21 protein-coding genes, 15 tRNA genes and 1 riboswitch are annotated in these 23,052 nt (G+C 51.0%); of the genes, 7 read left to right on the top strand and 29 right to left on the bottom strand.

Annotated elements, in window-relative coordinates; translation table 11 throughout:
* Window positions 1-162 precede the first annotated feature (162 nt).
* On the top strand, window positions 163-1,698 hold the full coding sequence (locus tag ACFSDB_RS12735) for an aldehyde dehydrogenase family protein (protein WP_204890178.1): 1,536 nt from the start codon (window positions 163-165) through the stop codon (window positions 1,696-1,698).
* A gap of 28 nt (window positions 1,699-1,726) precedes the next feature.
* Window positions 1,727-2,944, top strand: a complete 1,218-nt coding sequence (locus ACFSDB_RS12730) for an iron-containing alcohol dehydrogenase (RefSeq protein ID WP_377340250.1) — start codon at window positions 1,727-1,729, stop codon at window positions 2,942-2,944.
* A gap of 40 nt (window positions 2,945-2,984) precedes the next feature.
* Here the strand turns inward: ACFSDB_RS12730 and metK are convergent, their stop codons facing one another.
* Window positions 2,985-4,199 carry a methionine adenosyltransferase gene (gene metK, locus ACFSDB_RS12725; protein ID WP_204890669.1) on the bottom strand — a complete coding sequence of 405 codons (1,215 nt, stop codon included), beginning with the start codon at window positions 4,197-4,199 and terminating at the stop codon, window positions 2,985-2,987.
* Window positions 4,200-4,393: 194 nt separating this feature from the next.
* Window positions 4,394-4,505, bottom strand: a riboswitch (SAM riboswitch).
* Window positions 4,506-4,743: 238 nt separating this feature from the next.
* Between metK and pckA the strand changes: the two genes are divergently transcribed.
* Window positions 4,744-6,333: a phosphoenolpyruvate carboxykinase (ATP) gene (gene pckA, locus ACFSDB_RS12720; protein WP_204890177.1), complete on the top strand. Its 1,590-nt coding sequence runs from the start codon at window positions 4,744-4,746 to the stop codon at window positions 6,331-6,333.
* A 265-nt stretch (window positions 6,334-6,598) separates the two neighbouring features.
* On the opposite strand, the gene ACFSDB_RS12715 is transcribed toward pckA, so the two are convergent.
* From ACFSDB_RS12715 to ACFSDB_RS12705, 3 genes are all read right to left on the bottom strand, one after another.
* The gene (locus ACFSDB_RS12715; RefSeq protein ID WP_204890176.1) at window positions 6,599-7,381 is read right to left on the bottom strand and encodes an alpha/beta hydrolase family protein; all 783 of its coding nucleotides are present in this window, start codon (window positions 7,379-7,381) and stop codon (window positions 6,599-6,601) included.
* Complete coding sequence (locus ACFSDB_RS12710; RefSeq protein ID WP_204890175.1) at window positions 7,362-7,820, bottom strand: NUDIX domain-containing protein; 459 nt, start codon at window positions 7,818-7,820, stop codon at window positions 7,362-7,364. Before ACFSDB_RS12710 ends, ACFSDB_RS12715 begins: the two co-directional genes overlap by 20 nt.
* A 67-nt stretch (window positions 7,821-7,887) precedes the next feature.
* A complete protein-coding gene (locus ACFSDB_RS12705; RefSeq protein WP_204890174.1) occupies window positions 7,888-8,334 on the bottom strand; it encodes a Dps family protein in 447 nt (148 codons plus the stop codon).
* A 107-nt stretch (window positions 8,335-8,441) separates the two neighbouring features.
* Between ACFSDB_RS12705 and yidD the strand changes: the two genes are divergently transcribed.
* Together yidD and ACFSDB_RS12695 are read left to right on the top strand one after the other, a co-directional pair.
* Window positions 8,442-8,672: a membrane protein insertion efficiency factor YidD gene (gene yidD, locus ACFSDB_RS12700; protein WP_204890173.1), complete on the top strand. Its 231-nt coding sequence runs from the start codon at window positions 8,442-8,444 to the stop codon at window positions 8,670-8,672.
* A gap of 89 nt (window positions 8,673-8,761) precedes the next feature.
* Window positions 8,762-9,787, top strand: a complete 1,026-nt coding sequence (locus tag ACFSDB_RS12695; protein ID WP_204890172.1) for a metal ABC transporter solute-binding protein, Zn/Mn family — start codon at window positions 8,762-8,764, stop codon at window positions 9,785-9,787.
* 37 nt (window positions 9,788-9,824) lie between these two features.
* Here ACFSDB_RS12695 and ACFSDB_RS12690 read toward each other — a convergent pair whose 3' ends face one another.
* The 10 genes from ACFSDB_RS12690 to ACFSDB_RS12645 form a co-directional block, all read right to left on the bottom strand.
* Window positions 9,825-10,460 carry an MOSC domain-containing protein gene (locus ACFSDB_RS12690; RefSeq protein ID WP_204890171.1) on the bottom strand — a complete coding sequence of 212 codons (636 nt, stop codon included), beginning with the start codon at window positions 10,458-10,460 and terminating at the stop codon, window positions 9,825-9,827.
* 119 nt (window positions 10,461-10,579) lie between these two features.
* Complete coding sequence (locus tag ACFSDB_RS12685; protein ID WP_204890170.1) at window positions 10,580-10,753, bottom strand: Fe3+ hydroxamate ABC transporter substrate-binding protein; 174 nt, start codon at window positions 10,751-10,753, stop codon at window positions 10,580-10,582.
* Window positions 10,754-10,768: 15 nt separating this feature from the next.
* On the bottom strand, window positions 10,769-11,497 hold the full coding sequence (locus tag ACFSDB_RS12680; RefSeq protein ID WP_204890169.1) for an AAA family ATPase: 729 nt from the start codon (window positions 11,495-11,497) through the stop codon (window positions 10,769-10,771).
* Window positions 11,498-11,552: 55 nt separating this feature from the next.
* Complete coding sequence (locus ACFSDB_RS12675) at window positions 11,553-11,720, bottom strand: hypothetical protein (protein WP_204890168.1); 168 nt, start codon at window positions 11,718-11,720, stop codon at window positions 11,553-11,555.
* A gap of 139 nt (window positions 11,721-11,859) precedes the next feature.
* A complete protein-coding gene (menC, locus tag ACFSDB_RS12670; RefSeq protein ID WP_204890167.1) occupies window positions 11,860-12,942 on the bottom strand; it encodes an o-succinylbenzoate synthase in 1,083 nt (360 codons plus the stop codon).
* Window positions 12,930-14,366: an o-succinylbenzoate--CoA ligase gene (locus tag ACFSDB_RS12665; RefSeq protein ID WP_204890166.1), complete on the bottom strand. Its 1,437-nt coding sequence runs from the start codon at window positions 14,364-14,366 to the stop codon at window positions 12,930-12,932. Before ACFSDB_RS12665 ends, menC begins: the two co-directional genes overlap by 13 nt.
* A 61-nt stretch (window positions 14,367-14,427) precedes the next feature.
* Window positions 14,428-15,246: a 1,4-dihydroxy-2-naphthoyl-CoA synthase gene (gene menB / locus ACFSDB_RS12660; protein ID WP_204890165.1), complete on the bottom strand. Its 819-nt coding sequence runs from the start codon at window positions 15,244-15,246 to the stop codon at window positions 14,428-14,430.
* Window positions 15,243-16,070: a 2-succinyl-6-hydroxy-2,4-cyclohexadiene-1-carboxylate synthase gene (gene menH, locus ACFSDB_RS12655; protein WP_204890164.1), complete on the bottom strand. Its 828-nt coding sequence runs from the start codon at window positions 16,068-16,070 to the stop codon at window positions 15,243-15,245. Before menH ends, menB begins: the two co-directional genes overlap by 4 nt.
* Window positions 16,070-17,767, bottom strand: a complete 1,698-nt coding sequence (gene menD / locus ACFSDB_RS12650) for a 2-succinyl-5-enolpyruvyl-6-hydroxy-3-cyclohexene-1-carboxylic-acid synthase (RefSeq protein ID WP_204890163.1) — start codon at window positions 17,765-17,767, stop codon at window positions 16,070-16,072. Before menD ends, menH begins: the two co-directional genes overlap by 1 nt.
* Window positions 17,754-19,145 carry an isochorismate synthase gene (locus ACFSDB_RS12645; protein WP_204890162.1) on the bottom strand — a complete coding sequence of 464 codons (1,392 nt, stop codon included), beginning with the start codon at window positions 19,143-19,145 and terminating at the stop codon, window positions 17,754-17,756. The genes menD and ACFSDB_RS12645 overlap by 14 nt, the downstream gene beginning before the upstream one ends.
* Before the next feature lie 170 nt (window positions 19,146-19,315).
* Here ACFSDB_RS12645 and ACFSDB_RS12640 point away from each other — a divergent pair, with 170 nt between their 5' ends.
* On the top strand, window positions 19,316-20,230 hold the full coding sequence (locus ACFSDB_RS12640) for a 1,4-dihydroxy-2-naphthoate polyprenyltransferase (protein WP_204890161.1): 915 nt from the start codon (window positions 19,316-19,318) through the stop codon (window positions 20,228-20,230).
* 211 nt (window positions 20,231-20,441) lie between these two features.
* The gene (locus ACFSDB_RS12635; protein WP_204890668.1) at window positions 20,442-21,413 is read left to right on the top strand and encodes a DMT family transporter; all 972 of its coding nucleotides are present in this window, start codon (window positions 20,442-20,444) and stop codon (window positions 21,411-21,413) included.
* Between the two features lie 97 nt (window positions 21,414-21,510).
* Here ACFSDB_RS12635 and ACFSDB_RS12630 read toward each other — a convergent pair.
* The 15 genes from ACFSDB_RS12630 to ACFSDB_RS12560 form a co-directional block, all read right to left on the bottom strand.
* Window positions 21,511-21,582, bottom strand: a tRNA-Glu gene (locus tag ACFSDB_RS12630).
* Window positions 21,583-21,588: 6 nt separating this feature from the next.
* A tRNA-Ser gene (locus ACFSDB_RS12625) sits at window positions 21,589-21,679 on the bottom strand.
* 4 nt (window positions 21,680-21,683) lie between these two features.
* A tRNA-Asn gene (locus ACFSDB_RS12620) sits at window positions 21,684-21,758 on the bottom strand.
* 1 nt (window position 21,759) lies between these two features.
* Window positions 21,760-21,836: transfer RNA gene (locus ACFSDB_RS12615), tRNA-Ile, on the bottom strand.
* A 19-nt stretch (window positions 21,837-21,855) separates the two neighbouring features.
* A tRNA-Gly gene (locus ACFSDB_RS12610) sits at window positions 21,856-21,929 on the bottom strand.
* A gap of 6 nt (window positions 21,930-21,935) precedes the next feature.
* Window positions 21,936-22,011, bottom strand: a tRNA-Phe gene (locus ACFSDB_RS12605).
* 14 nt (window positions 22,012-22,025) lie between these two features.
* A tRNA-Asp gene (locus ACFSDB_RS12600) sits at window positions 22,026-22,101 on the bottom strand.
* A gap of 3 nt (window positions 22,102-22,104) precedes the next feature.
* A tRNA-Met gene (locus ACFSDB_RS12595) sits at window positions 22,105-22,181 on the bottom strand.
* A gap of 190 nt (window positions 22,182-22,371) precedes the next feature.
* Window positions 22,372-22,464, bottom strand: a tRNA-Ser gene (locus tag ACFSDB_RS12590).
* 15 nt (window positions 22,465-22,479) lie between these two features.
* Window positions 22,480-22,556: transfer RNA gene (locus ACFSDB_RS12585), tRNA-Ile, on the bottom strand.
* Between the two features lie 8 nt (window positions 22,557-22,564).
* A tRNA-Met gene (locus tag ACFSDB_RS12580) sits at window positions 22,565-22,638 on the bottom strand.
* A gap of 20 nt (window positions 22,639-22,658) precedes the next feature.
* Window positions 22,659-22,734, bottom strand: a tRNA-Ala gene (locus ACFSDB_RS12575).
* A gap of 6 nt (window positions 22,735-22,740) precedes the next feature.
* A tRNA-Pro gene (locus tag ACFSDB_RS12570) sits at window positions 22,741-22,817 on the bottom strand.
* 25 nt (window positions 22,818-22,842) lie between these two features.
* Window positions 22,843-22,919, bottom strand: a tRNA-Arg gene (locus ACFSDB_RS12565).
* Window positions 22,920-22,938: 19 nt separating this feature from the next.
* Window positions 22,939-23,027: transfer RNA gene (locus ACFSDB_RS12560), tRNA-Leu, on the bottom strand.
* Between the last annotated feature and the right edge of the window lie 25 nt (window positions 23,028-23,052).

The raw sequence follows: 23,052 nt of genomic DNA, 5'->3' as shown, positions 1-23,052 counted from the left end.
ATTCCCCTACATTTTCAGGGATATGAAACCGATGTCGCGTCAACTAAACTGAGGTTGAAAGGCTCTAGAACAATGCGCTTTATATTTTTTGAATATTTAATCTTCAATGGTTTCATTTTACCTGCACTATCGCCTAAATTCAACGACTTTAGGAGGGGAAACATGTCTATTCAAGTAGAAGTGCCCACATATTCACATTTCATAAACGGCCAGCGCCAACCCGCATCGTCTGGTGAAACGTTCGAAGTCTTCAATCCGGCGACCGGCGAAATCGTAGCCCAAGTATCCAAAGGAAGAGCGGAAGATATCAACAAAGCTGTCGAAGCTGCCCATGCCGCTTTTGAACAAGAGGGCTGGCGCGATATGCCGCCGGCACAGCGCGCAGAGGTCCTGCATAAGATTGCAGATGCCATTGCAGCGAATAAAACCGAATTGATCTATTTGGAATCCCTTACGTCAGGCGGAACAGTCCGCCGCGTCGCCGGGAACGACATCATGATGATCATCGACTTGTTCCAGCAGATGGCGAACTTCGTCAAAGCCTATCCTTTTTCCGAGACATTGCCGAATCCTTTGTTCCCCGGGCCCGCCCACAATTTTGTCTGGCGCGAACCGATTGGCGTATGCGCCGCAATCGCCCCTTGGAATATGCCTTTATTGATCGCTTCCTGGAAAATCGCGCCTGCTCTGGCGACAGGCAACACGCTGGTTTTAAAACCGGCCAGCCATACGCCTGTATCCACACTGCGCCTGGCGGAAATCATTTCCGAAGTCGTGCCTCCGGGTGTCATCAATGTGGTGGCGGGATCAGGAGCTGAAATCGGCGAGACGCTTGTGCGCCATCCGAAAGTCGGGAAAGTGGCATTCACCGGCTCGACCGAAGTCGGCCGGGGCATCATGAAACAGGCTGCAGATACGATCAAGAACATTACACTCGAACTTGGCGGCAAGTCACCGAATATCCTCCTGGAAGATGCGGATCTCGAAATTGCATTGCCGGGGACCCTTTTCGGCGTCTTCCTCCACTCAGGTCAGTTGTGCGAGTCAGGCACCCGGCTGTTTGTGCCTAGCTCCATTTACGATACAGTCATCGAAGAATTGAAAGCGCTTTCTAAAACATTGGCGATCGGCAATCCGCTGGATGAAAATACCGGCGTCGGACCCGTTATTTCCCAGCGGCAAAAAGAGACCGTGCTTGAATATATCGAGAGCGGTATCAGCGAAGGGGCCCGTCTGGTCTGCGGCGGGAAAGAAGCTGTCGTGGAAGGATTGGAAAACGGCTATTTCATCGAGCCGACAATCTTTGCGGATGTCACCAATGACATGAAAATAGCGCGGGAAGAAATTTTCGGCCCCGTGCTATCCGTCATCCGCTATGACCACATCGATGAAGCGATCGCCATGGCTAATGATACGATTTACGGGCTAGCGGGCGGCGTTTGGACCCGAGATGTCAACAAAGCCTATGAAGTCGCACGGAAAATCAAAGCTGGTGTCATCTGGATCAACGATTGGCATATGCTCCGCAACGATGCACCGTTCGGCGGCTACAAGCAAAGCGGGATCGGCCGCGAGATGGGCAAATATTCGCTTGATGCCTATACACAATTGAAACATGTCCATACATCGATGGTGCCTGAACTTGAACGGCGCGTCGCTTACGGGCTGCTGTTCACAGAACCCGGAAAATCGGAATGACCCAATCTGACAAAAGAGGTGAACGACTGTGATTACTACGTATTCAAATTTCGCTTTGACCACTTCGATCCACAGCGGCTCCAATACGCGCGCGATGATTCCAGCCCTGTTTCAGGGGCTAGGCGCCAAACGGGTCGTGCTGTTCAGTGACAAAGGCCTGCTGGATGCGGGCATCGTCGACAAAGTCGCGGATATTTTCCGTCTGGCCCATAATGGTATGGGACCGGAACTGGTCGGCATCTTTACCGATATCCAACAGGATGCCGGCAGCGAATCGGTGAACAATGCCATCCGATATGCGCGCGAAATGGCGGCCGATTCCCTCTTCGCACTTGGCGGAGGAAGCGTACTCGACACGGTTAAAGGCGTCAAGTTCGCCCTTCACCACGGTTTGGCGGATATTAAACAGGCCATACCCGGCGGGCTCGCTTACTACAGCTGGCCGGAAGCGCAATTCATTCCGATCCCTCATATCGCGGTGCCAACCACTGCTGGAACCGGTTCGGAAGTGTCGCCGATCGCCGTCATCTATAATGAAGAAAAGCACGTCAAAACGAACATCATCCATCCGTTCATTGCGGCGAACATAGCCGTTCTCGATCCTGATTTGACGACCGGGCTGCCTCCGTTCATCACGGCTTTCACCGGATTCGATGCGTTGACGCATGCCATCGAAGCATTGGCTTCGCCTACAGCCACCGGTTTCACGGATGCATTCGCGCTGCAGACGATCCGGATGTTCGAAAAGAACATTTCCGAAGCCGTTCACAACGGCCAAAACGTAAAAGCACGCATGGAAATGCTGCTGGCCAGTACGATGGGCATCACGGCGTTCAGTTTCGCCTTGAACGCCATCCCTGTCCACAACCTGGCCCATGCCTACGGGGCCTTATTCCGCATACCGCATGGCCTCGCTAATGCTGTGTTCCTGCCGCACGTCATCGAATTGGTGCAGGACCTGTATTTGCCAAAGATCGAAGCGCTGGCTCAAGCGTTGAACCTGGATACGCGTGATAAAACGCCACAGACTTTGCTGATGGACACTGTCGCCAAAATCCGGTCACTCCAAGCAGATGTCGGGCTGCCGAGCGATTTCGCTTCCTATGACATTCCGGAAGATTCACTGGAGATGACGATTGCCGCTGTCCAAAGTGATCCAGCCGCCATGAACTTCCCGTTGCCGGCACCGCTGATCGAAGCCATCGCGCATCGCGTGTCCACCATCAAATCACCGCAGGAAACATAAAAAAGACGGCCAGCATTTCGCTGGCCGTCTTACTTTTTTATTAAGCTTGGTTCTTGAAGATGCCTGACTGTTCTCTAAGAGCTTCCACTTTATCAGTGCGCTCCCAAGGAAGGTCGACATCCGTGCGGCCGAAGTGGCCGTAAGCTGCTGTCTGTTTGTAGATCGGGCGGCGAAGATCAAGCATCTTGATGATGCCGGCCGGGCGCAAATCAAAGTTTGCACGGACAAGATCGATCAATTCCTCTTCGCTGACTTTTCCGGTTCCGAACGTATCAAACGCCAACGATACCGGATGAGCCACGCCGATTGCGTAAGCCAATTGCACTTCACAACGGTCAGCAAGTCCTGCTGCCACGATGTTCTTCGCTACGTAGCGGGCTGCATAAGCTGCTGAACGGTCGACTTTCGTCGCGTCCTTGCCGGAGAATGCTCCGCCGCCGTGGCGTGCATAGCCGCCGTACGTATCTACGATGATTTTGCGTCCTGTAAGTCCCGCATCTCCTTGTGGTCCGCCGATAACAAAACGGCCAGTCGGGTTGATGAAGTATTTTGTTTCTTCGTCCATCAATTCTGCAGGAACCACTTCATTGATGACAAATTCCTTGATGTTGCGCTGGATCTGCTCAAGCGTCACTTCCGGATGGTGCTGAGTCGAGATGACAATCGTATCCACACGAAGCGGCTTGTTGTTCTCATCGTACTCGATCGTTACTTGTGTTTTGCCATCCGGGCGCAAGTATGGAAGGATTTCTTCTTTGCGCACTTCAGCCAAGCGGCGAGCCAATTTATGTGCCAATGAAATCGGAAGCGGCATCAATTCTTCGGTTTCGTTTGTAGCGAAACCGAACATCAATCCTTGGTCTCCTGCTCCGATATCATCCAATTCTTTATCTGTCATTTGCCCTTCACGCGATTCAAGCGCTACGTTGACACCTGCAGCGATATCCGGCGATTGCTCGTCGATGGCTGTCAGGACTGCACTTGTTTCAGAGTCAAAGCCGTATTTAGCGCGTGTATAGCCGATTTCACGGACCGTTTCACGCACGACTTTCGGGATATCTACATACGTAGTAGTCGTGATTTCGCCTGCCACGAGGACAAGGCCTGTTGTTACAGTTGTTTCGCACGCTACACGTGCATTTGGATCTTCTGTTAGGATGGCATCCAAAATAGCATCTGAGATTTGGTCACAGATTTTATCCGGATGTCCTTCTGTTACTGATTCTGATGTGAATAATCGACGGTTTTTCAAAATGTGTTTCCTCCTTATATCCTGCGAGATTGCTCTCGAAATTGATACGGTACTCGTTTCCCATGTCAAGTCCGTTCCGTGAGGATTGAACTTCAAGCCGTTGTGGCCTTTGTACACGAGGATTAAGGGCAATTTCATAAAAAAATCCCATCCAGCATCTGCATGTGGAAAGGAGAAATCATCATAAGCACCTTTCACTCTTATCGTCCAAGGTTGAGACCTTGCTTCAGGTTTGGCACCTTCTCTGCATGCAGCAGCAGGTTGCCGGGTTTCATAGGGCCTGTCCCCTCCACCAGCTCGGAATAAGAGTATCCGTTCAATGTTCCATCTTACGGAAAGTATAAAGTGATGTCAACGATTTTAAACGAATAAAAACAGGTTCTTCTATTAAATGAACCTGTTCGCACCCAACAAGGGGAAAATATGTTACTTTTTCGTGTCAACAGGGTATTAGTATAGACTAATGACCATAATGTGTTATACTAATTTACGAAATATACAACCTCCCCATCTTTATGGGAATAACCGAAAAGGAAGGTACATATAAATGAATCCAGTGAACTTCGCAAACAACCTAAAGGATCTTTTAAATGGCCAAAACGTCCGTGTCCAATTATCCGTCCCACAATTAATCGAGGCGGCAACATCCCGCGGAGAAGCTGTATTGACTAAAGACGGAGCGGTGAAAGCCGAGACCGGGAAATACACCGGCCGTTCGCCTAAAGATAAGTATATAGTAGAAGAGCCGATTTCTAAAGACAAAATCGACTGGGGTTCAGTAAACCGCCCGATTTCTTCTGAAGTCTTCGAAAACCTTTATGCTAAAGTGATCGATCATTTGAAGCAAAAAGATGAACTATACGTATTCAAAGGCTATGCAGGGGCTGACCCTGAATCCCGTTTGGGCATCCAGACGATCAACGAATACGCTTGGCATAACCTTTTCGCCCACCAATTGTTCATCCGTCCGACCAAAGAGGAATTGGCGAGCCACGAATCGCAATTCACGGTCGTATACGCTCCGACGTTCCATGCGGACCCGGCAGTTGACGGTACTGACTCAGAAACTTTCATCATCGTTTCGATGGAGAAAAAGATCATTTTGATCGGCGGAACAGAGTATGCTGGCGAAATGAAAAAATCCATTTTCTCGATCATGAACTACCTGCTTCCTGAACAAGGCATCCTTCCTATGCACTGTTCAGCGAACGTTGGCGAAGAAGGCGATGTCGCATTGTTCTTCGGCTTGTCGGGAACAGGCAAAACGACTCTATCCGCAGATGAAGACCGCAAGCTGATCGGCGACGATGAGCACGGCTGGTCGGATAACGGCGTCTTCAATATCGAAGGCGGCTGCTATGCAAAAACCATCAACCTGACTCGTGAAAACGAACCGCAAATCTATGACGCCATCACATTCGGCGCCGTGCTTGAAAACGTGGTAGTGGATGAGGAGACGCGCATGCCGGATTATGCAGATGGTTCATTGACGGAAAACACGCGTGCAGCATACCCGATCCATGCAATCAAGAATATCGTCTACCCTTCTGTTGCAGGACATCCGAAAACGATCGTCTTCCTGACAGCTGATGCATTCGGCGTATTGCCTCCAATCAGCAAATTGACAAAAGAACAGGCAATGTACCACTTCCTGAGCGGCTATACTTCGAAGCTTGCCGGAACTGAGCGCGGCGTCACTTCACCTGAAGCGACTTTCTCAACATGCTTCGGATCGCCGTTCCTTCCATTGCATGCGACAGTTTACGCTGAGATGCTTGGAGAGAAAATCGATGAGCATGACGTAGATGTCTTCCTCGTCAACACTGGCTGGACAGGCGGCGAATACGGCGTCGGAAGCCGCATGAAACTGTCTTACACACGCACAATGGTCCGTGCAGCGATCAAAGGAGAACTCCACAACATCGAAACTGAACAGGAAGCTGTCTTCGGCCTTCAAATGCCGAAAGAAGTACCTGGTGTGCCGACTGAAGTCTTGAACCCGCGCAATGCATGGGCTGACAAAGCAGCATACGACCAAAAAGCTAAAGAGCTTGCAGAGAAATTCCAGGAAAACTTCAAGAAATTCGGTACTGTCTCCACTGACATAAGTGTCCAAGGCGGACCGGTCCAGAAATAATACAAAAAAGCTATCCTCCGGGATAGCTTTTTTTATTGGTGCCAACTCAGACAAATCGCTGTCGTTGCTCGATTCTTTAAGATTTTATCGATCCTTTTCCATCTTTTTATCACTTATAAACCATGCTCCTGTCTCTGCATTGCACCTGCATCGCTGCGCTAGCTTCGGTGCATGAAAAACCGTCGCTGCGCTAGCTTCGAGACATGAAAGGGCGTTGCATCGCTTCGCTAGCTTCGTCGCAAAGACTTGACCTCGCAAGCATCGGTCAATGTCTTTCCTGCCTTCTCATCCACTCCGCCAATGCGCGCGCTGTCTTGCGGTTTGCCGCAGGCGGGAAGAAATGCGTATACTCCGGAAAATACCAGGTTTCGTGTGCCTGTCCGTTCATCTTCAAAGCCTCTTCAAGCAGATAGGCTTGCCCTGGTGAGACATTCTCGTCCTTCAAGCCATGGATGATCAGAAACGGCGCATCCGTTTCATTAAGCCGCAGCAATGGATTCCGCTCCTCATAAGCTGTAAGTGCCGTATTCGGCGTGCCGCCATACAGGCGCTTCATCATCCGCCGCATATCCGGCCGCTCTTTATACGTCAGCACGGTATCTGTCACCCCTGCCCACGTGACCACAGAGGTGATGTCATCCCGCAGGACGGCTGTCCATAAGGCCATGATGCCGCCGCGCGAGAAGGCCAGCACATGGATGCTTCCATTGCAGAATTGTTTCAGCACATCGACGCCGTAAACTGCGTCCCATCTGTCCGCACCGGCGAATTCATCCCGCCCTTCCCCGCCGCGGTTGCCGCGGTAATACGGCGCGAAGATGATAAATCCTTGCGATGCAAACTGGGCGATACGGGCCGGGCGGACCATGCCGATCGACTGGATGCCGCCGCGCAGATACAGAATGCCGCTGTAGTTTCCCTGCTTTTTCGGTTCCGCCAACAAGCCCTTCACTTTCAAGCCGTCTGACCAATAGACGATTTCTGATAGCCGCACGTGCGGGTTCGGGGAAGGATAGATTTTCTTTGACTCAATCGTGCCATTTTCCAAGCTGCTCCACCTTCTTTATGATTTCTTTCATACCTTCATCTTTCATTAAAAAGCTGAAGTTTTCACCTAGCTCCAGCCGTCCTGCCAGTACAAGCCCGTCCGTCTCCATCTGCTCGACCCGTTCCACCCGCTCGATGTCACCGAGGAAGACGGTCTTGCAGAACGGCGGCTCCGCGCTCACCTCGTATTCAGCGAACCAAGCCAATCCGGATACGACTGCTCCAGTTTCTTCATATACTTCCCTTACTGCCGCCTCCGTTAAACTTTCGCCCGGTTCCTGTTTGCCACCTGGAAATTCCAAGCCCCGCTCCTTGTGCTTGGTCAGCACCCATTGCCCCTGGTATTTCGCAATGACCAGCACATGCCTGCTCGGTATGCCGAATGCTCCCGGCTCAAACGAAAGCTGGCATTCGACACCATTCAAATCTATGTATCTCATCGAGTTCACCCCTAGTATCAAAAAAAGCGTACACTGAGTGGTCAGCGTACGCTCCAGTATGTCCATTTTACTTCTTTTCGCCAAGAAATGCAGACAACATCCACGAATGTTTCTCCAAATTCTGATGGATGGCGTTCAGAAGATCTTCTGTCATGTCATCGCCGTCTTCAGCCGCAAGTTCCATGCCTTTTTTCAAGGATTTCATGATCTTGTCATAATCCGTCACGACGGTATCCACCATTTCTTCTGCGCTTTCCTTGCTCGTCGCCTCTTTGACTACCGACAGCTCGAGCTGCTCTTTCATCGTCGCCACCGGCTTGCCGCCAAGTGCGAGTAGCCGCTCCGCGAGTTCGTCCATATGCTGGGTCGCTTCGTTATACAACTCCTCGAATTTGACATGGAGCGTAAAGAATGACGGCCCTTTCACATACCAATGGAAATTATGTAATTTCGTATAAACGACCGACCAAGTTGCAACTTGTACATTCAATTCCTTGTTCAATTCTGCTGACATTCAAAACCACTCTCCTAATTTATTAGTAAGCTCTTATGCTTTATTTATACCTCTCCGGCTCTTACAATAAACATAACGACATTTCCAGCGAAAGAAGATGACCCCATTTGAAAACCTTATTGCTGAAGATTTTCCGCTTTTACCAGCGGTTCATCTCCCCTTTGTCCCCTCCGAGTTGCCGGTTTTACCCGACATGTTCTCATTACGGGATCGAGGCGGTTGAGAAGCACGGAGCACTTAAAGGCGGCTATCTGGCCGTCCGGCGGATTTTGAGCTGCCACCCGTTCAATAAAGGCGGAATCGATTTTGTACCTGAAGAATGGCCACCAAAAAAATAATTTGGTGGTTTTTCTTGTGTTTTGAAACGTTATCCTGTAATATTCTTTGAGTACACAAAACGTAATCGTTACTATTTGGAGGTTAATCAATGAAAAAGCTTATAGCAATTTTATCTTCTGCTTTACTGCTGGCTGCTTGCGGCGAGCCGGCAATCGACAACGGGGCCCAAACGGAACCTGTCGATGAGTCGAAACTTCAGGTTTACACGACCGTCTATCCCCTCACGTATTTCACGGAACGGATCGGCGGCGAACACGTGCAAGTCCAGTCGATCTATCCGGCTGGCGCGAATGAACATACCTTCGAACCAACTCAACAGGATATGATTAAGTTGGCGGAAGCGGATCTTATGTTTTATGTCGGCCTCGGACTTGAAGGCTTTATCGACAAAGCGGGAGACACGTTGAAAGATGAAAAGGTGGAATTTGTTGCAGCGGCTGACGCCATTTCCGACGAAGAACTGGAAGCGGCCGGCGAGCCGCATGAGGAAGATGCACATGAAGAGGAAACACACGAGGACGAAGCCCATGAAGAGGAAACTCACGCAGAAGAAGCTGCTGAGGAAGAAGGGCACGAAGGGCATGACCACGGAACGGTCGACCCCCATGTCTGGATGTCTCCTGTGCTCAGCCAGAAGCTTGCTGAATCGATCAAGAATAATCTCGCTGAAGCAGATCCGGAAAACTCCGAAGCCTACGAGAGCAATTATGCCAAGCTGATCATCGAGCTTGAGGAACTGGACCGGTCGTTCGATGAATTGTCCGAACGCGTCGACAATAAAACCTTCTTTGTCTCGCATTCGGCTTTCGGCTATATTGCAGAGCCCTACGGCTTTGAGCAAGTCGCCGTAGCTGGCCTGAACAGCCAGGACGAGCCTTCTCAGAAGGAGCTCGCAGAAATTGTCGACTTGGCCAAGGAAAAGGAAATTCAATACATTGTCTTCGAACAAAATGTTTCTTCCAACCTGACCGAAGTCATCCAGAATGAAGTCGGTGCAGAAGCGATCCAAATGCATAATCTAGGCGTACTGACACAGGAGAACATCGACAATGAAGAAACCTATTTCACCCTGATGGAAAAGAACTTGCAAGTACTTGAAACAGTATTGAAATAAGGAATGCGCGCCGGAATCCCCTTCCGGCGCGCATTTTTCATTCCGTCAATTTTATTAGCTTTTTCGTCAGCCAGTCCTGCCATTCAGGCGCTAAGGCATGTGCTTCGAGCACCCGCCGGATGGCTTCGGCATTCCGGGATTGATGAAAATTCACATCATTGGCATACAGCACGGATACTTCTCCTTTTCCGCGCTCGACAAGCCGAATCTCCGAATCCCTCCGGATCGCCCCTTCTTCGATGACACGGCACATATAGCCGGTAAAGCCGGTTTTCACCATTGCTTTCATCAAAGGCGCCATATCCATCCGCCGGTCGATGGTGTTGCATGGGACACGTCCCTGCGTCACTTGGATCACCGCTTCCCCTACCTGAAAAACATCGCCAATAAAAACATCTTTTTCGAGCATCTGTGTGACTGTCAGATTTTCGCCGAATGTTGCTGCAGGAAGGCGCTGGCCGAATTGCTCTTCCCATAATGCGTAGTGTTCGAACGGATAAATGCACACCGCCCGATCCCTTCCGCCGTGGTGTTTCTTATCGGCCACGCCATCGCCTTCGAAGCTCTCTTTGGATAGGTAAGCTTCCGCAACAGGCACTTTCCGGATGGCGGTCATCATTTCCCTGTCCTCTCCGTAGACCATTTTTTCCGGCAAGCCGACAGCCAAATTCATGATCCTTGCTCCTTCAAATTCCCCCACGCTGTTCACCCTTCCTCTGAATCCGTTGATTTATTTTAACACAGGCTGGAATTCTTATATCTACAATCTCCGCTCCAATGCCGCTTTCTGGTTCAATCCGGTTCCCGGTTGATGCACCCCTCACAGATAAACTTGCCTTCGTTATGAAGATACGCTTTTATTTCCGTGAATCCCTTTCTCTTCGGATAGCGCATCTGCACGTATACCATCTCTTCCGGATGGATCTCTTTGCCGCAGCGGCTGCATGACGGTTTTTCCGGCCACATAATGCTCCCCCTTTTCTAGTCACTTAAGATGTCTTTCAAAAACTTCTCCCGGTGGTCGAGAAAATATTTGGTGATTTTAAAATGGTCCGTTTCTTCATAGCCGATTTCTTCGATCGGGCCGTCGGTGAAATGGAGAATTTGTGCGCCCGGATAACCCAGAAGAATCGGCGAGTGGGTGGCAATAACGAATTGGCAGCCTTCCTGTTCTGCCAGCTCATGCAAAATGCGAAGGAACGCCAACTGCCGCTGCGGCGATAAAGCCGCTTCCGGTTCATCCAGCAGATACAGCGCCTGTCCACTAAAACGGTTCTGGAATAGCGAAAAGAACGATTCGCCGTGCGATTGCTCATGGAGAGAGCGTCCTCCATAGCTCGCATAGGCGCTAGGATCATCTTCCTCCAATTGATCGATATGCGTCGCAAAGTGGTAAAAGGATTCCGCCCGCATAAAAAAACCGTTTGTGATTTTCGGCATCCATGACAGCCGGATGGAGTCCGCCAAAGAAGCGCCGGACGCATGAACTTCATATGTATTATTCCTTCCGCCGCCCGCAGGATGGAAGCCGCATCGGTCGGCTATCGCTTCCAGCAGCGTTGATTTTCCTGATCCGTTTTCACCGACGAAAAACACAACAGGACTTGCCAAATCGATTTTTTCAAGATGGTGGATAGCCGGAATCGTATATGGATATTGTTCCATTGCCGCTCCGTTATCCCGCAGCAAACTGATCCTCTTCAAGAACATCGCGCTCACACTCCCGTTTCCTGTTTTCGCTGTCCGTCCTGTGGACGCTTCCGCGTTATCTCCCTGCCTTCATCCGCCTGACTTCTTCTTCCAAGGCTGCCACCCGCTGTTCCAAGCCCTTTTCCGGTTTCATGCGTTTAGCTGTAAAATAAAAAACGGCTCCGATCCCTATTGCCATGGCCGCCATCAACAGGATCGGCGAAAGTGCAATCAATATATTCATAGCCATCCTCCTTTTTCTCGTTTTATTTCTTCTTATTGTATACGATACAGCTGGCAATCGGTTCCAAATCCAGGAATCGTCTTTAAATCTCTCTATAAAAAAAGCACCGCCGAAGCGATGCTAAAGAAACCAACGGATTTTATTGCAGCGGACCGTTTTCAAAGTGGACTTCATAGCCGATGCCTGCCCGTCCGCTCAATGCCACACTGCCATTTTCAACCTTTATTTCCGGTTCGATGATATCCCGTTCCCAGAAATGGCGTGAATCAGAAAAGTCGCCAGGCAATGTGATTCCCGGCAAGGAAGCAAGAGCCAAATTATGCGCTTTGGAGACCCCGAATTCAATCATGCCTCCGACCCACATGCCAATGGCGTGATGTCTGCACAGTTCCATCGTCTTCAGCGTTTCGCTCCAGCCGCCGAGCCGCCCCATCTTCAATACCACCACATCCCCTGCTCTTTCATCAATCATCCGCTGGACATCGTCGCTGCTCTTGATGCTTTCATCCAAGCAAATCGGTGTCTTCATTTCCTTTTTTGCCCGTGCATGGAGCTTCCATTCCTGTTCGCCGAAAGGCTGCTCAATCAAGGAAAATCCAGCCCGATCCAATTCCAGCAGAGTGCCGAAGCTCGCTTCATCAAATGCACCGTTGGCATCCGCAAAAAAGAGCAGCTGCGGATGGTCTGCCACCATTTTTTTCAACAGCCCGATTTCCGATGCCGGACTGACTTTGATCTTGATGCGCCGATATCCGTTCAACGCAGCTTCTGCGACCCCACCGGCAATCTTCGCTTTATCCGCCGCCACAACCACTCCGGCTGGGATCGCTTCGGGCGTCCCACCCAACAGCTGCCATAGCGGCATGCCTCGGCGCTTCGCATAAAGATCCCATACGGCGGTCTCGACCGCCGCTTTTGCCATGCGGTTGCCTTTTACGGCTTTGAAAAGCTCCCACACTTCAGCCGGATGGGTGAGCGTCCGGCCCGTCAAGAGGGGAACCAGCACCGTTTCAATCACAAACCGGCAGCTGGCGACTGTTTCTTCCGTATACCAAGGCGTTGTAAACGCCACGCATTCCCCGTATCCTTTCATTCCGCTCGCATCAGCCACTTCCACCAACAAGCTTTCACGCTCGGTCACAGTCTGCAGGGACGTCTTGAACGGCGTTCTGAGCGGCTTTTCAATCCGTTCTAACCGGATAGAAGCAATTACCAATCCCATGTTTTCAGCTCCCTGCGTAGGAGCTTGTTCGATGCATTGCGCGGCAGCGCATCAACAAACCGCAAGTGTTTCGGCACCTTATACGAAGCGATTTGTTCTCTGCAGTGAGCAAGCAGCTCATCTGCCTTTGCGGGTGCGTTCAGGACGACAAAAGCGACCGGCACTTCTCCCCATTCGTCGCTCTGCATTCCGCAGACGCCCGCTTCCCTGACAGCCGGGTGCGCCAGCAAGGTTTTCTCAATTTCTGCCGGGTAGATGTTCTCCCCTCCGGAGACGATCAAATCCGAACGGCGGTCGACGACGAATAAAAATCCTTCTTCATCGAGATAACCCATGTCACCCGTATGCAGCCAGCCCTCCTGCTGTACTTCGCGGTCCGCGAATTTCCCGATATAGCCGGGCGTCACTTGCGGGCCGCGGATGTGGATTTCACCGATGTCCCCGGCTTTCTTCGCATCACCGATTTGCACTTGGTAAAGGAACAGCGGCTTGCCGGAAGAGCCTGCTTTGCGGTCTGCATCATCCGGCTGCAAGGTTGTCGTCTGGGAGGAAGTTTCCGTCATCCCGTAAGTCTGGAGCACCGATATGCCATAGCTCCCGGCGCGGTGGATGTAGTTTGTAGGAATCGGGCCGCCCCCTGCGAGCATCACTTTGAAGCGCGGCGACACTTCCAAATCCAACTCCTTTAATGCTGCCAAGATGCGTTCGAGCGTCACGCCGACCACCGACATGTGCGTGACACGCCCTGCCTGCAGTTCATAGGCGCATTGTTCCGCATCGAATTTCGGATGCAGCCGGACACCCATTCCGTAAATGAGCGAGCGCATCAAAATCGAAAAACCGCTGATATGGAAAAGCGGGACCGTGCACAGCCAAACATCATCGGGTGCGATGCCGATGTTCAGCGCAGATGAAACGGCACTGGAAAAATGGTTTTCCGCCGTTTGGCGCACGCCTTTCGGATTGCCGGTCGTACCCGATGTGTACATGATGGAAATCGTTCGATCGGAATGCCATTCAGGTTCCGGCATGAAGGGGAGCTCTTCCTTTTTGTCGATTTCACTGAAGAGCATTTTTCGCGGGCTATCGATTTTGTCCGCCAGCACATCATCGACAAACGCAAAATCCGCTCCCGAATCCTCCAGCTGATAAGCAAGCTCTGCTTTCGATAAGCGTTCATTGAGCATGACCATCTCGCAACCGGCATGGAGACAGGCATACATCAGCATGACGAAACGGGGATGCGATTTTGACAGGAAAGCCACACGGCTGTCTTTCGTCACTCCTGCCGCGCTCAGCTTGCCCGCATATTCCAAGGCCTTGCCATCCAGTTCTGCAAACGTCCATTGCTGCTCCCCAAACGACAGCGCCATCCGGCTGCCGTTCAAATAGGCGCGCTGGGAGAGCCAATTCGGATACATCATAAGAAAAATCCTTTCTTTAAAAAAAGCTGTCCCCGGGAGGACAGCTTTCAATTATTAAGAATCAAGGGAAACGCGGGAATTGGCCGAAATCAGGCTTGCGTTTTTCTTTGAACGCATCCCGTCCTTCTTTCGCTTCATCCGTTGTGTAGTAAAGCAATGTTGCGTCTCCAGCCATTTGCTGAAGTCCGGCAAGGCCGTCCGTGTCCGCATTCATCGCCGCTTTCACAAAGCGCAATGCTGTCGGGCTCATCTCAAGCATCTCTTCACACCACTTGACCGTCTCGTCTTCCAATTGGTCCAAAGGCACAACTGTGTTGACCAAGCCCATATCAAGCGCTTCCTGTGCGTCGTACTGGCGGCATAGGTACCAGATTTCACGGGCTTTCTTATGGCCGATGATGCGTGCCAAATAGCCTGAACCGTATCCGGCGTCGAACGAACCGACGCGCGGGCCTGTTTGGCCGAAGCGTGCATTGTCAGCAGCAATCGTCAAATCGCAGACGACGTGCAGGACGTGGCCGCCGCCGATTGCGTATCCAGCCACCATCGCAACAACCGGTTTCGGAATGACGCGGATCAAGCGCTGAAGATCCAATACATTCAAACGTGGAATCTCATCTTCGCCGACGTATCCGCCGTGGCCGCGCACCGATTGGTCGCCGCCTGAGCAGAATGCTTTTTCGCCTTCGCCTGTCAGGACGATGACGCCTACTTTTGAATCATCGCGTGCGCGTGAAAATGCATCGATCAATTCGTGGACCGTTTTCGGACGGAATGCATTTCGCACCTCCGGACGGTTGATGGTAACTTTAGCAATGCCGTTATACGTTTCATACTTGATGTCTTCATATGTACGTTCTGTAACCCATTCGCGTGTCATGATTTTCCTCCTCGATAATAAGAACTTAAATACTCCTTTACCATTGTAGCAAATTCAGCAGGTTTTTCCACGTGAATTGCATGGCCTGCTTGAATTACACGATGTTCAGCATTCGGCAGCCGCTCCGCCATGCGTTCAGCGATGGCGCAAAACTTCTCATCAAGGCTGCCTGTTACTAGCAGGACCGGAAAATCGAGCCTCGCAAGATCTTCCCAATACGATGCTTGTGACCCGGTCCCCATGCCGATGAGGCTGTTTGCGAGCCCGAGCGGCTTTTGCTGGAGGCGTTCAGCACGGATCATTTTCCGCTTCGCATCGGAAAGCATCTTTTGGCTGTCAAACAGCGGAATCTTTTCCCAGAAATCGACAAACTCCAATACGCCGTCAGCCAATATGCGTTCTGCCAATTTTTCATCCCGCGCCCGGCGTTCCTGCTGTTCCGCCGCATTCTTGAGTCCAGGTGATGCACTTTCCAGTATCAGCACTTCCACTCTTCCTGGATAGGTACAGGCATAAGCGAGCGCCGTACGCCCTCCCATCGAATAGCCGGCCAGCACAAAACGGGATAATCCCAGCTCTTCGAACAGACTGTCGAGATCCCGGACCTGCATTTCCATTGAATAACGGCCGGCGCCTTCCGGACTTCCGGATTGGCCATGCCCGATCAAATCCACCAGGACGATTTTATATTCCTGGAATTCCGCTGAAATTGCGCTCCAAGTTTCCGTGCTCCCTGTAAATCCATGGAGAAGGACCATCGTTTTGGTTTTTTCCGGATTCAGCACTTCCGCATGGTATTGGACACCATTGATTTCACGTTCCATTATTTCCCCAGCTCCTCGTTTAGCCGATTCCATAATTTGCGGTGCGTGGAGGTGTTATGCGCGCGGTCAGTGAACACTTCAATAATTCTCACCGATTTCTGCTTCGGTTGGCGAAGCGCTTCCGCCAATTCTTCTTTCGTTGCGGCTGCACTGTATTCAGCACCATACATACGGGCAGCATCTTCGAACTTCAAGCCGGTCGGCGTCCCGAAGAGTGCTTCAAAATGGCGTTCTTCCTCGGACTGCGGCAAATAGGAAAAGATGCCGCCGCCGTCGTTGTTCATAACCACTACTGTCAAGTCGGTGTCCTGCATTTTCGAAGCAATCAACCCGTTCATGTCATGCAGAAACGACAAATCCCCGATCAGCAGGTAAGTCGGACGTTTGGCTGCCGCCTGTACACCGAACGCCGTTGAAACGACGCCATCAATGCCGTTTGCGCCGCGGTTCGCAAAGATTCTGATATCTCTGCCGGTCGTCCGGAAAAATGTATCCGTATCACGGATTGGCATGCTGCTCCCTACTACCAGATGACAGCCATCCAATTGATCAAACAGCACTTTTGCCAGAACCCCTTCATCCACTTCTTCCGCACAATGCTCTTCAGCCAACTGCCAGAACAAGCCGGATGCCTTCTGCCACTCAGCAGCATAGGCATTGCCGTCTTTCGGAGCCACCGGCACTTGCCACAGACATGCGGCCGGAGCCTGGATATGATGTGTGACGACGGATTGCGCATCGCGCAGCATCGGGCTTTCATCGAATGCCACGTAGGCTTCAGGTTTGGCTGAAGCTAGGAACAGCGCCAAGGGTTTTGAAACCGGCTGCGGACCGAAACGGATGACCGCTTCCGGCCGGGCAGACCGTTTGAACGATTCGCTCTTCAACAAGGCATCGTAGGAATCAATGATCAAATGCTGATGCTTTGGCTTCACATTCGCCCGCAGGTTTGAAAGCGGGTCGGCCAGGATCGGCCACTGCAGTTTCTCGGCAAATGCCCAAAACTCAGATGGCACCGGTGACGCCATTTCTCCGGCAATCAGCAACCCTCTCTCTTTTTCCAATAAACCCTGCAGAAATGCTTCTGTCTCTTCATCAAGCACCCTCCTGCCCGTGAAATGGGCCATTTCTCCACGCGTCGTGTAAGTTTGCTCAAAATCGATGCGTAGCGGTTCCCGGAACGGGACATTCAAGTGGACAGGCCCTTTCGGTTCGGTCTTGGCAGAAGCCACAGAGCGATGCAGATGGCGAGAAAGGAAGTCCAGCCGGTTGTCTTCTTCCGGCATCGGCAAATCTGCCGCCCATTTCACATGGGACCCGAATAAATTGATTTGATTGATGGCTTGAGGAGCTCCGACTTCTCGAAGCTCATGCGGCCGGTCGGCGGTGACCACCAACAGCGGCACACGCGCATAAAAAGCCTCGACAACAGCCGGAAAATAATTGGCAGCTGCTGTTCCAGACGTGCAAAGAAGCATGACGGGATTTCCGGACACTTTCGCCAATCCGAGTGCAAAATAAGCGGCCGAACGCTCATCAATCTGCCGATAGACTTCGAGCCCGTCCTGCTTCATGCACGCATAAGCCAGCGGCGTCGAACGGGAGCCCGGGCTGATAACCACTTGTTCCACACCAAGATGGACAAGCGAATGGGTAAAAGCTGATACATATTCCGTTAACATTTCACGATTCGTCACTCAATTGCCCTCCAAGCGCACGCAGCATGGGTCTGAATTTCACCCAGGTCTCGTCGTATTCCGCTTCTGGCGTCGAATCTTCCACAATGCCTCCGCCAGCATACAAATATGCTTCCGTCTCGTTCAGGAGCGCAGAACGGATAGCGACTGCGAATTCCCCGTTGCCTTTTGCATCAATCCAGCCGACCGGTGCAGCATAATAGCCGCGGTTCATCGTTTCGTATTGGCGGATCAAACTCAAGGCTTCCTGCTTCGGTTCGCCGCCAAGTGCCGGTGTCGGATGCAAATCGCGCACCAAATCCAAAAGCGTGGAGCCCGGCATCAATTCCCCTTCCACCGGCGTGTATAAATGCTGGATGTCCCGTATCTTCATCAATTTTGGTGTTTTCGGCACAGATACATGAGTTGAATGCGCACCGAACACTTTGCTGATCATGCTGACCACGTATTGATGTTCCGACCGGTTCTTTTTATCGCTCAGCAATTCCTCACCGAGCTGGGTGTCCCGCTCGACCGTCCGGCCCCGGGGGATCGATCCGGCCAAGCACGTGGACAACGCTTGGCGGTCCTTGACTTTTACAAGGCGTTCGGGAGTCGCACCGAAAAAGAATTGGCTACCTGCCTCCAAGCCGAACAGAAAGCTTTCCGGCTGTTCTTCAGACGCCTGGTAAAGTGCGGAAGCAGCTGACAGCGGTTTTGCAAAGTCCAGTTTCAACGCACGTGAAATGACCACTTTCTCTGCCTGTTTCGCTTTGATGACTTCCGTGACTTTCCGGATGGATGCCAAGTAATCGTCTTTTTTGATTTCCGTGCGCTTTGTCACCAACGGCTTTTCGTATTTCTTCAATTCGGAAACCTGGGCGGCGTGGATCAACCGGTCCCGCTCTTTCCGCAGGGCTTCAAAATCATTGAAGGACTCCGTTTTCTTTGTTACCAGGTGGATGCTGACATATGCACGGTCATCTTTGATCACCAGCTGGAACGCCGGAACCGCAAAATAAGCCTGAGGAAAATTCGTCCAGACGCTTTGGGTTTTATTCAACGGGTCAAATGAGAAGCCTCCGAATAAAATCGGCTGCACATCCGGTTCTTCATTGACAATCTGCCGGCACAAGCTTTGCCACTCGCTTTTCACTTCTTCGAACCGGCCGTGCGGATTGAGCGCTTCTAGTATATGCGCATGTCCAAGCCCAACCATCGTGAACGTCTTTTCGCGGTTTTGCCAAAACATCCGCTTGCCTTTATGCTGTTTTTCTCCCGCTTCAAAGAAGGCCAAGGCCGACATGCGGGAAACTTCGATTGTTTCTGTATAAAATTGGTATTTCAAATAGCGGGTATCCGCTATTTTATTGGTCGATGAATACTGCTGTGGATTCATCTTTTTCCCTCCGTTTTTCTAAAGATGCGCCTAACGGGCGCAACCAGTTTCACTTTTGAGTCTCTACCCTCTATCATACCCCTTTCTGCTAAAATCAGCACAACATATGCTGTATTTCCTCTCAAATTGCAGTACAATGTAGGTTGGAATGAATTAAAGGAGAGGTAAAAATGGCACATACATTACAAGCAGACAGCGGCTGGCGAGTTTGGTGGCAATTGACCCGCCCCCATACATTGACCGCTTCATTCGCTCCTGTCTTTCTAGGGACGATGATTGCGCTCGGCCATACAGCTATCGACTGGAGCCTTTTTTCAGCGATGCTGATTGCTAGCCTGCTGATCCAAGCTGCTACCAATATGTTCAATGAATATTATGATTTCGCCCGCGGGCTCGATAATGAGAATTCTGTCGGAATTGGAGGCGCCATCGTTCGGAACGGCGTCACGCCTAAAACCGTCCTGACACTTGCGCTTGTGCTTTACGGCATTGCCGGATTGATCGGCATTTGGATCTGTGCACAGACAAGCTGGTGGCTGCTCGTTGTCGGCGGTGCGGCCATGGCAATCGGCTACTTGTATACAGGCGGCCCATACCCGATCGCTTACACGCCATTCGGCGAATTGTTCTCAGGTGTCGTCATGGGCTTCTTGATCGTCATCATCGCTTTCTATATCCAAACGGGCGAAGTGACAGCATACGCAGCCATGCTCGCAGTGCCCAGCACTTTGCTGGTTGCAGCGATCATGCTGACGAACAATATCCGGGATATGGTCGGTGATGCAGCAAGCGGCCGGCGGACACTTGCCATCCTGGTCGGACGCAGCAAGGCAGTCACCATCCTGCTCGCTTTCTTTGCACTATCCTACGGTTGGGTATTGCTGTTAGTGCTCTTCGCTTCGCTAACGCCCTGGGCTCTACTGGTCTTCTTAAGCGCCCCGAAAGCGATGCAGGTAGTCAAAACGTTCAAACGTTATACGGAACCTCTTCAGGTCATGCCAGCCATGAAAGCAACTGGAGTAACGAATACCTTATTCGCATTTCTGCTCGGAATCGGACTGCTCATTCATTATTTGCTTGTCTGAGACTGTTTTACAGGGAGTTTCAATCAAAACTTTATAGACCTTTTACAGGCTCTGCAAATTGCAGGGCCTTTTTTTATTGAATGCGGGTTTTCCTACTCTATTGATAGATTGAAAAAAAGCGGAATGCCGGCGTATCTGAATTCTCATTGACCTTCATTTTTTAAAGCGGTACCCTATAAAGAAAGATAAGACAATGAATGAGGTGGACATTATAAAACCGATACTGATTGGAATAGCAGCTGCGTTCTTTTTTGCTTTTACATTTGTTTTGAATGCCAGCATGGAAGCGACTGGAGGCAGCTGGATCTGGAGTGCTTCCTTGCGCTACCTATTTATGATTCCGTTTTTACTGCTGATTGTTGCAGCCAGGAAGAATCTTCAGCCGCTCTTACTGGAAATGAAAAAGGCTCCAAAACAATGGCTGCTTTGGAGCTTTGTCGGATTCGGATTGTTTTATGCCCCACTTTGCTTCGCTGCAGCCTATTCACCCGGATGGTTAATTGCCGGTACTTGGCAGATCACCATCCTTTCCGGTTCTTTGTTGGCACCTTTCTTTCTGACAACCGTTTATACCAAGAATGGTCCACTGTTGGAAAGGGGAAAAATCCCTTATAGAAGCATGCTCATGTCTTCAATCGTTCTGCTTGGAATAATGCTCCTGCAAATTGAACATGCGCGGGACATATCATTAGGAGTGTTTTTACTGGGGTTCATTCCTGTGTTACTCGCTTCTTTTGCCTATCCCTTAGGAAATCGCAAAATGATGGCGCTATGCAGCGGCCGCTTGGATGCCTATCAAAGAGTGCTCGGCATGACGTTGGCCAGCTTGCCATTTTGGCTGTTGCTGTCCTTGTATGGCCTTCTAACAGAAGGAGCACCAAGCGCCTCGCAGACATGGCAGTCGCTTCTAGTAGCCTTAAGTTCAGGAGTAATCGCCACTGTCCTCTTTTTTCAAGCGACGGATTATGTCCGCAACGATTTGAAAAAGCTGGCTTCTGTTGAAGCTACCCAATCCATGGAAGTAATTTTTGCATTAGCTGGAGAAATCCTGTTTCTTTCCGTTGCCTTCCCTTCTCCGCTTTCCTGGATCGGAATTTTGACTGTGGTTGGCGGAATGATTCTCCACAGCATAGCTTCCAATTGTCCGGATCCCAATACAGTGAAAGTGATGTCGAACCCATAAAAGCAGCCGCTCTTTTAAAGAGTGGCTGCTTTTTAAGTGGATTATAATTTTCTGTATAGAAAAAGAGCCCCGCATAAATGCGAGACTCTTTTCATTATGACCCCTACGGGATTCGAACCCGTGTTACCGCCGTGAAAGGGCGGTGTCTTAACCGCTTGACCAAGGGGCCAAATACTGGCGGAGAAGGAGGGATTTGAACCCTCGCGCCGGTTTCCCGACCTACACCCTTAGCAGGGGCGCCTCTTCAGCCACTTGAGTACTTCCCCAGTATGGCTCCGAAGGTAGGACTCGAACCTACGACCATCGCATTAACAGTGCGGTGCTCTACCACTGAGCTACTTCGGAATGGTGGGCCTAAATGGACTCGAACCATCGACCTCACGCTTATCAGGCGTGCGCTCTAACCAGCTGAGCTATAGGCCCATATGTATGGAAAATAAAATGGAGCGGGTGAAGAGAATCGAACTCTCATCATCAGCTTGGAAGGCTGAGGTTTTACCACTAAACTACACCCGCAAAAAATGGTGGGTCAGGACGGAATCGAACCGCCGACACTTAGAGCTTCAATCTAATGCTCTACCAACTGAGCTACTGACCCACATTTTTAAAAAATGGCGGTCCCGACCGGGATCGAACCGGCGATCTCCTGCGTGACAGGCAGGCATGTTAACCGCTACACCACGGGACCATTTGGTTGCGGGGGCAGGATTTGAACCTGCGACCTTTGGGTTATGAGCCCAACGAGCTACCGAACTGCTCCACCCCGCGACAATAATATAGATGATACTTTGTTTCTCTTACGCTTGTTTCGCAATGGACATCTGCATCGCCTTCGGCTGCTTCGATGTTACTTCGCCGTCTTCGTGCGGCTCGTTGCTCCACCCCGCGATAATAATATGAGAGTTTCTTCTATATATATAGAAGTTTTAAAAAGGTTAGTCCACACATTTTTTAAAAATGGAGGAGGAAGAGGGATTCGAACCCCCGCGGGATTTGACTCCCCTGTCGGTTTTCAAGACCGATCCCTTCAGCCAAACTTGGGTATTCCTCCGTGATAATATATAAATGGTGGACCTTGCAGGACTCGAACCTGCGACCGGACGGTTATGAGCCGTCTGCTCTAACCAACTGAGCTAAAGGTCCTAAAAAAGTGGCGGCAGAGGGGATCGAACCCCCGACCTTACGGGTATGAACCGTACGCTCTAGCCAGCTGAGCTACGCCGCCAGGATCTTTAATATAATAGTTGGTGGAGCCTAGCGGGATCGAACCGCTGACCTCCTGCGTGCAAGGCAGGCGCTCTCCCAGCTGAGCTAAGGCCCCGAGAAATGGTCGGGAAGACAGGATTCGAACCTGCGACCCCTTGGTCCCAAACCAAGTGCTCTACCAAGCTGAGCTACTTCCCGAACTGTAAATGCTGAGTATAAAAGATGGCGCGCCCGAGAGGACTCGAACCTCTAACCGCTTGATTCGTAGTCAAGTACTCTATCCAATTGAGCTACGGGCGCGTATGAATTTTTGCAAGAATGGTGCCGAGGACCGGAATCGAACCGGTACGGTAGTCACCTACCGCAGGATTTTAAGTCCTGTGCGTCTGCCAGTTCCGCCACCCCGGCGAGGGTCGGCATCTGTGCAAAAAAA

This window comes from Planococcus chinensis, from assembly GCF_042681545.1.
Taxonomy (GTDB): domain Bacteria; phylum Bacillota; class Bacilli; order Bacillales_A; family Planococcaceae; genus Planococcus; species Planococcus chinensis.
This window is presented reverse-complemented; position numbering and strand designations above follow the sequence as displayed.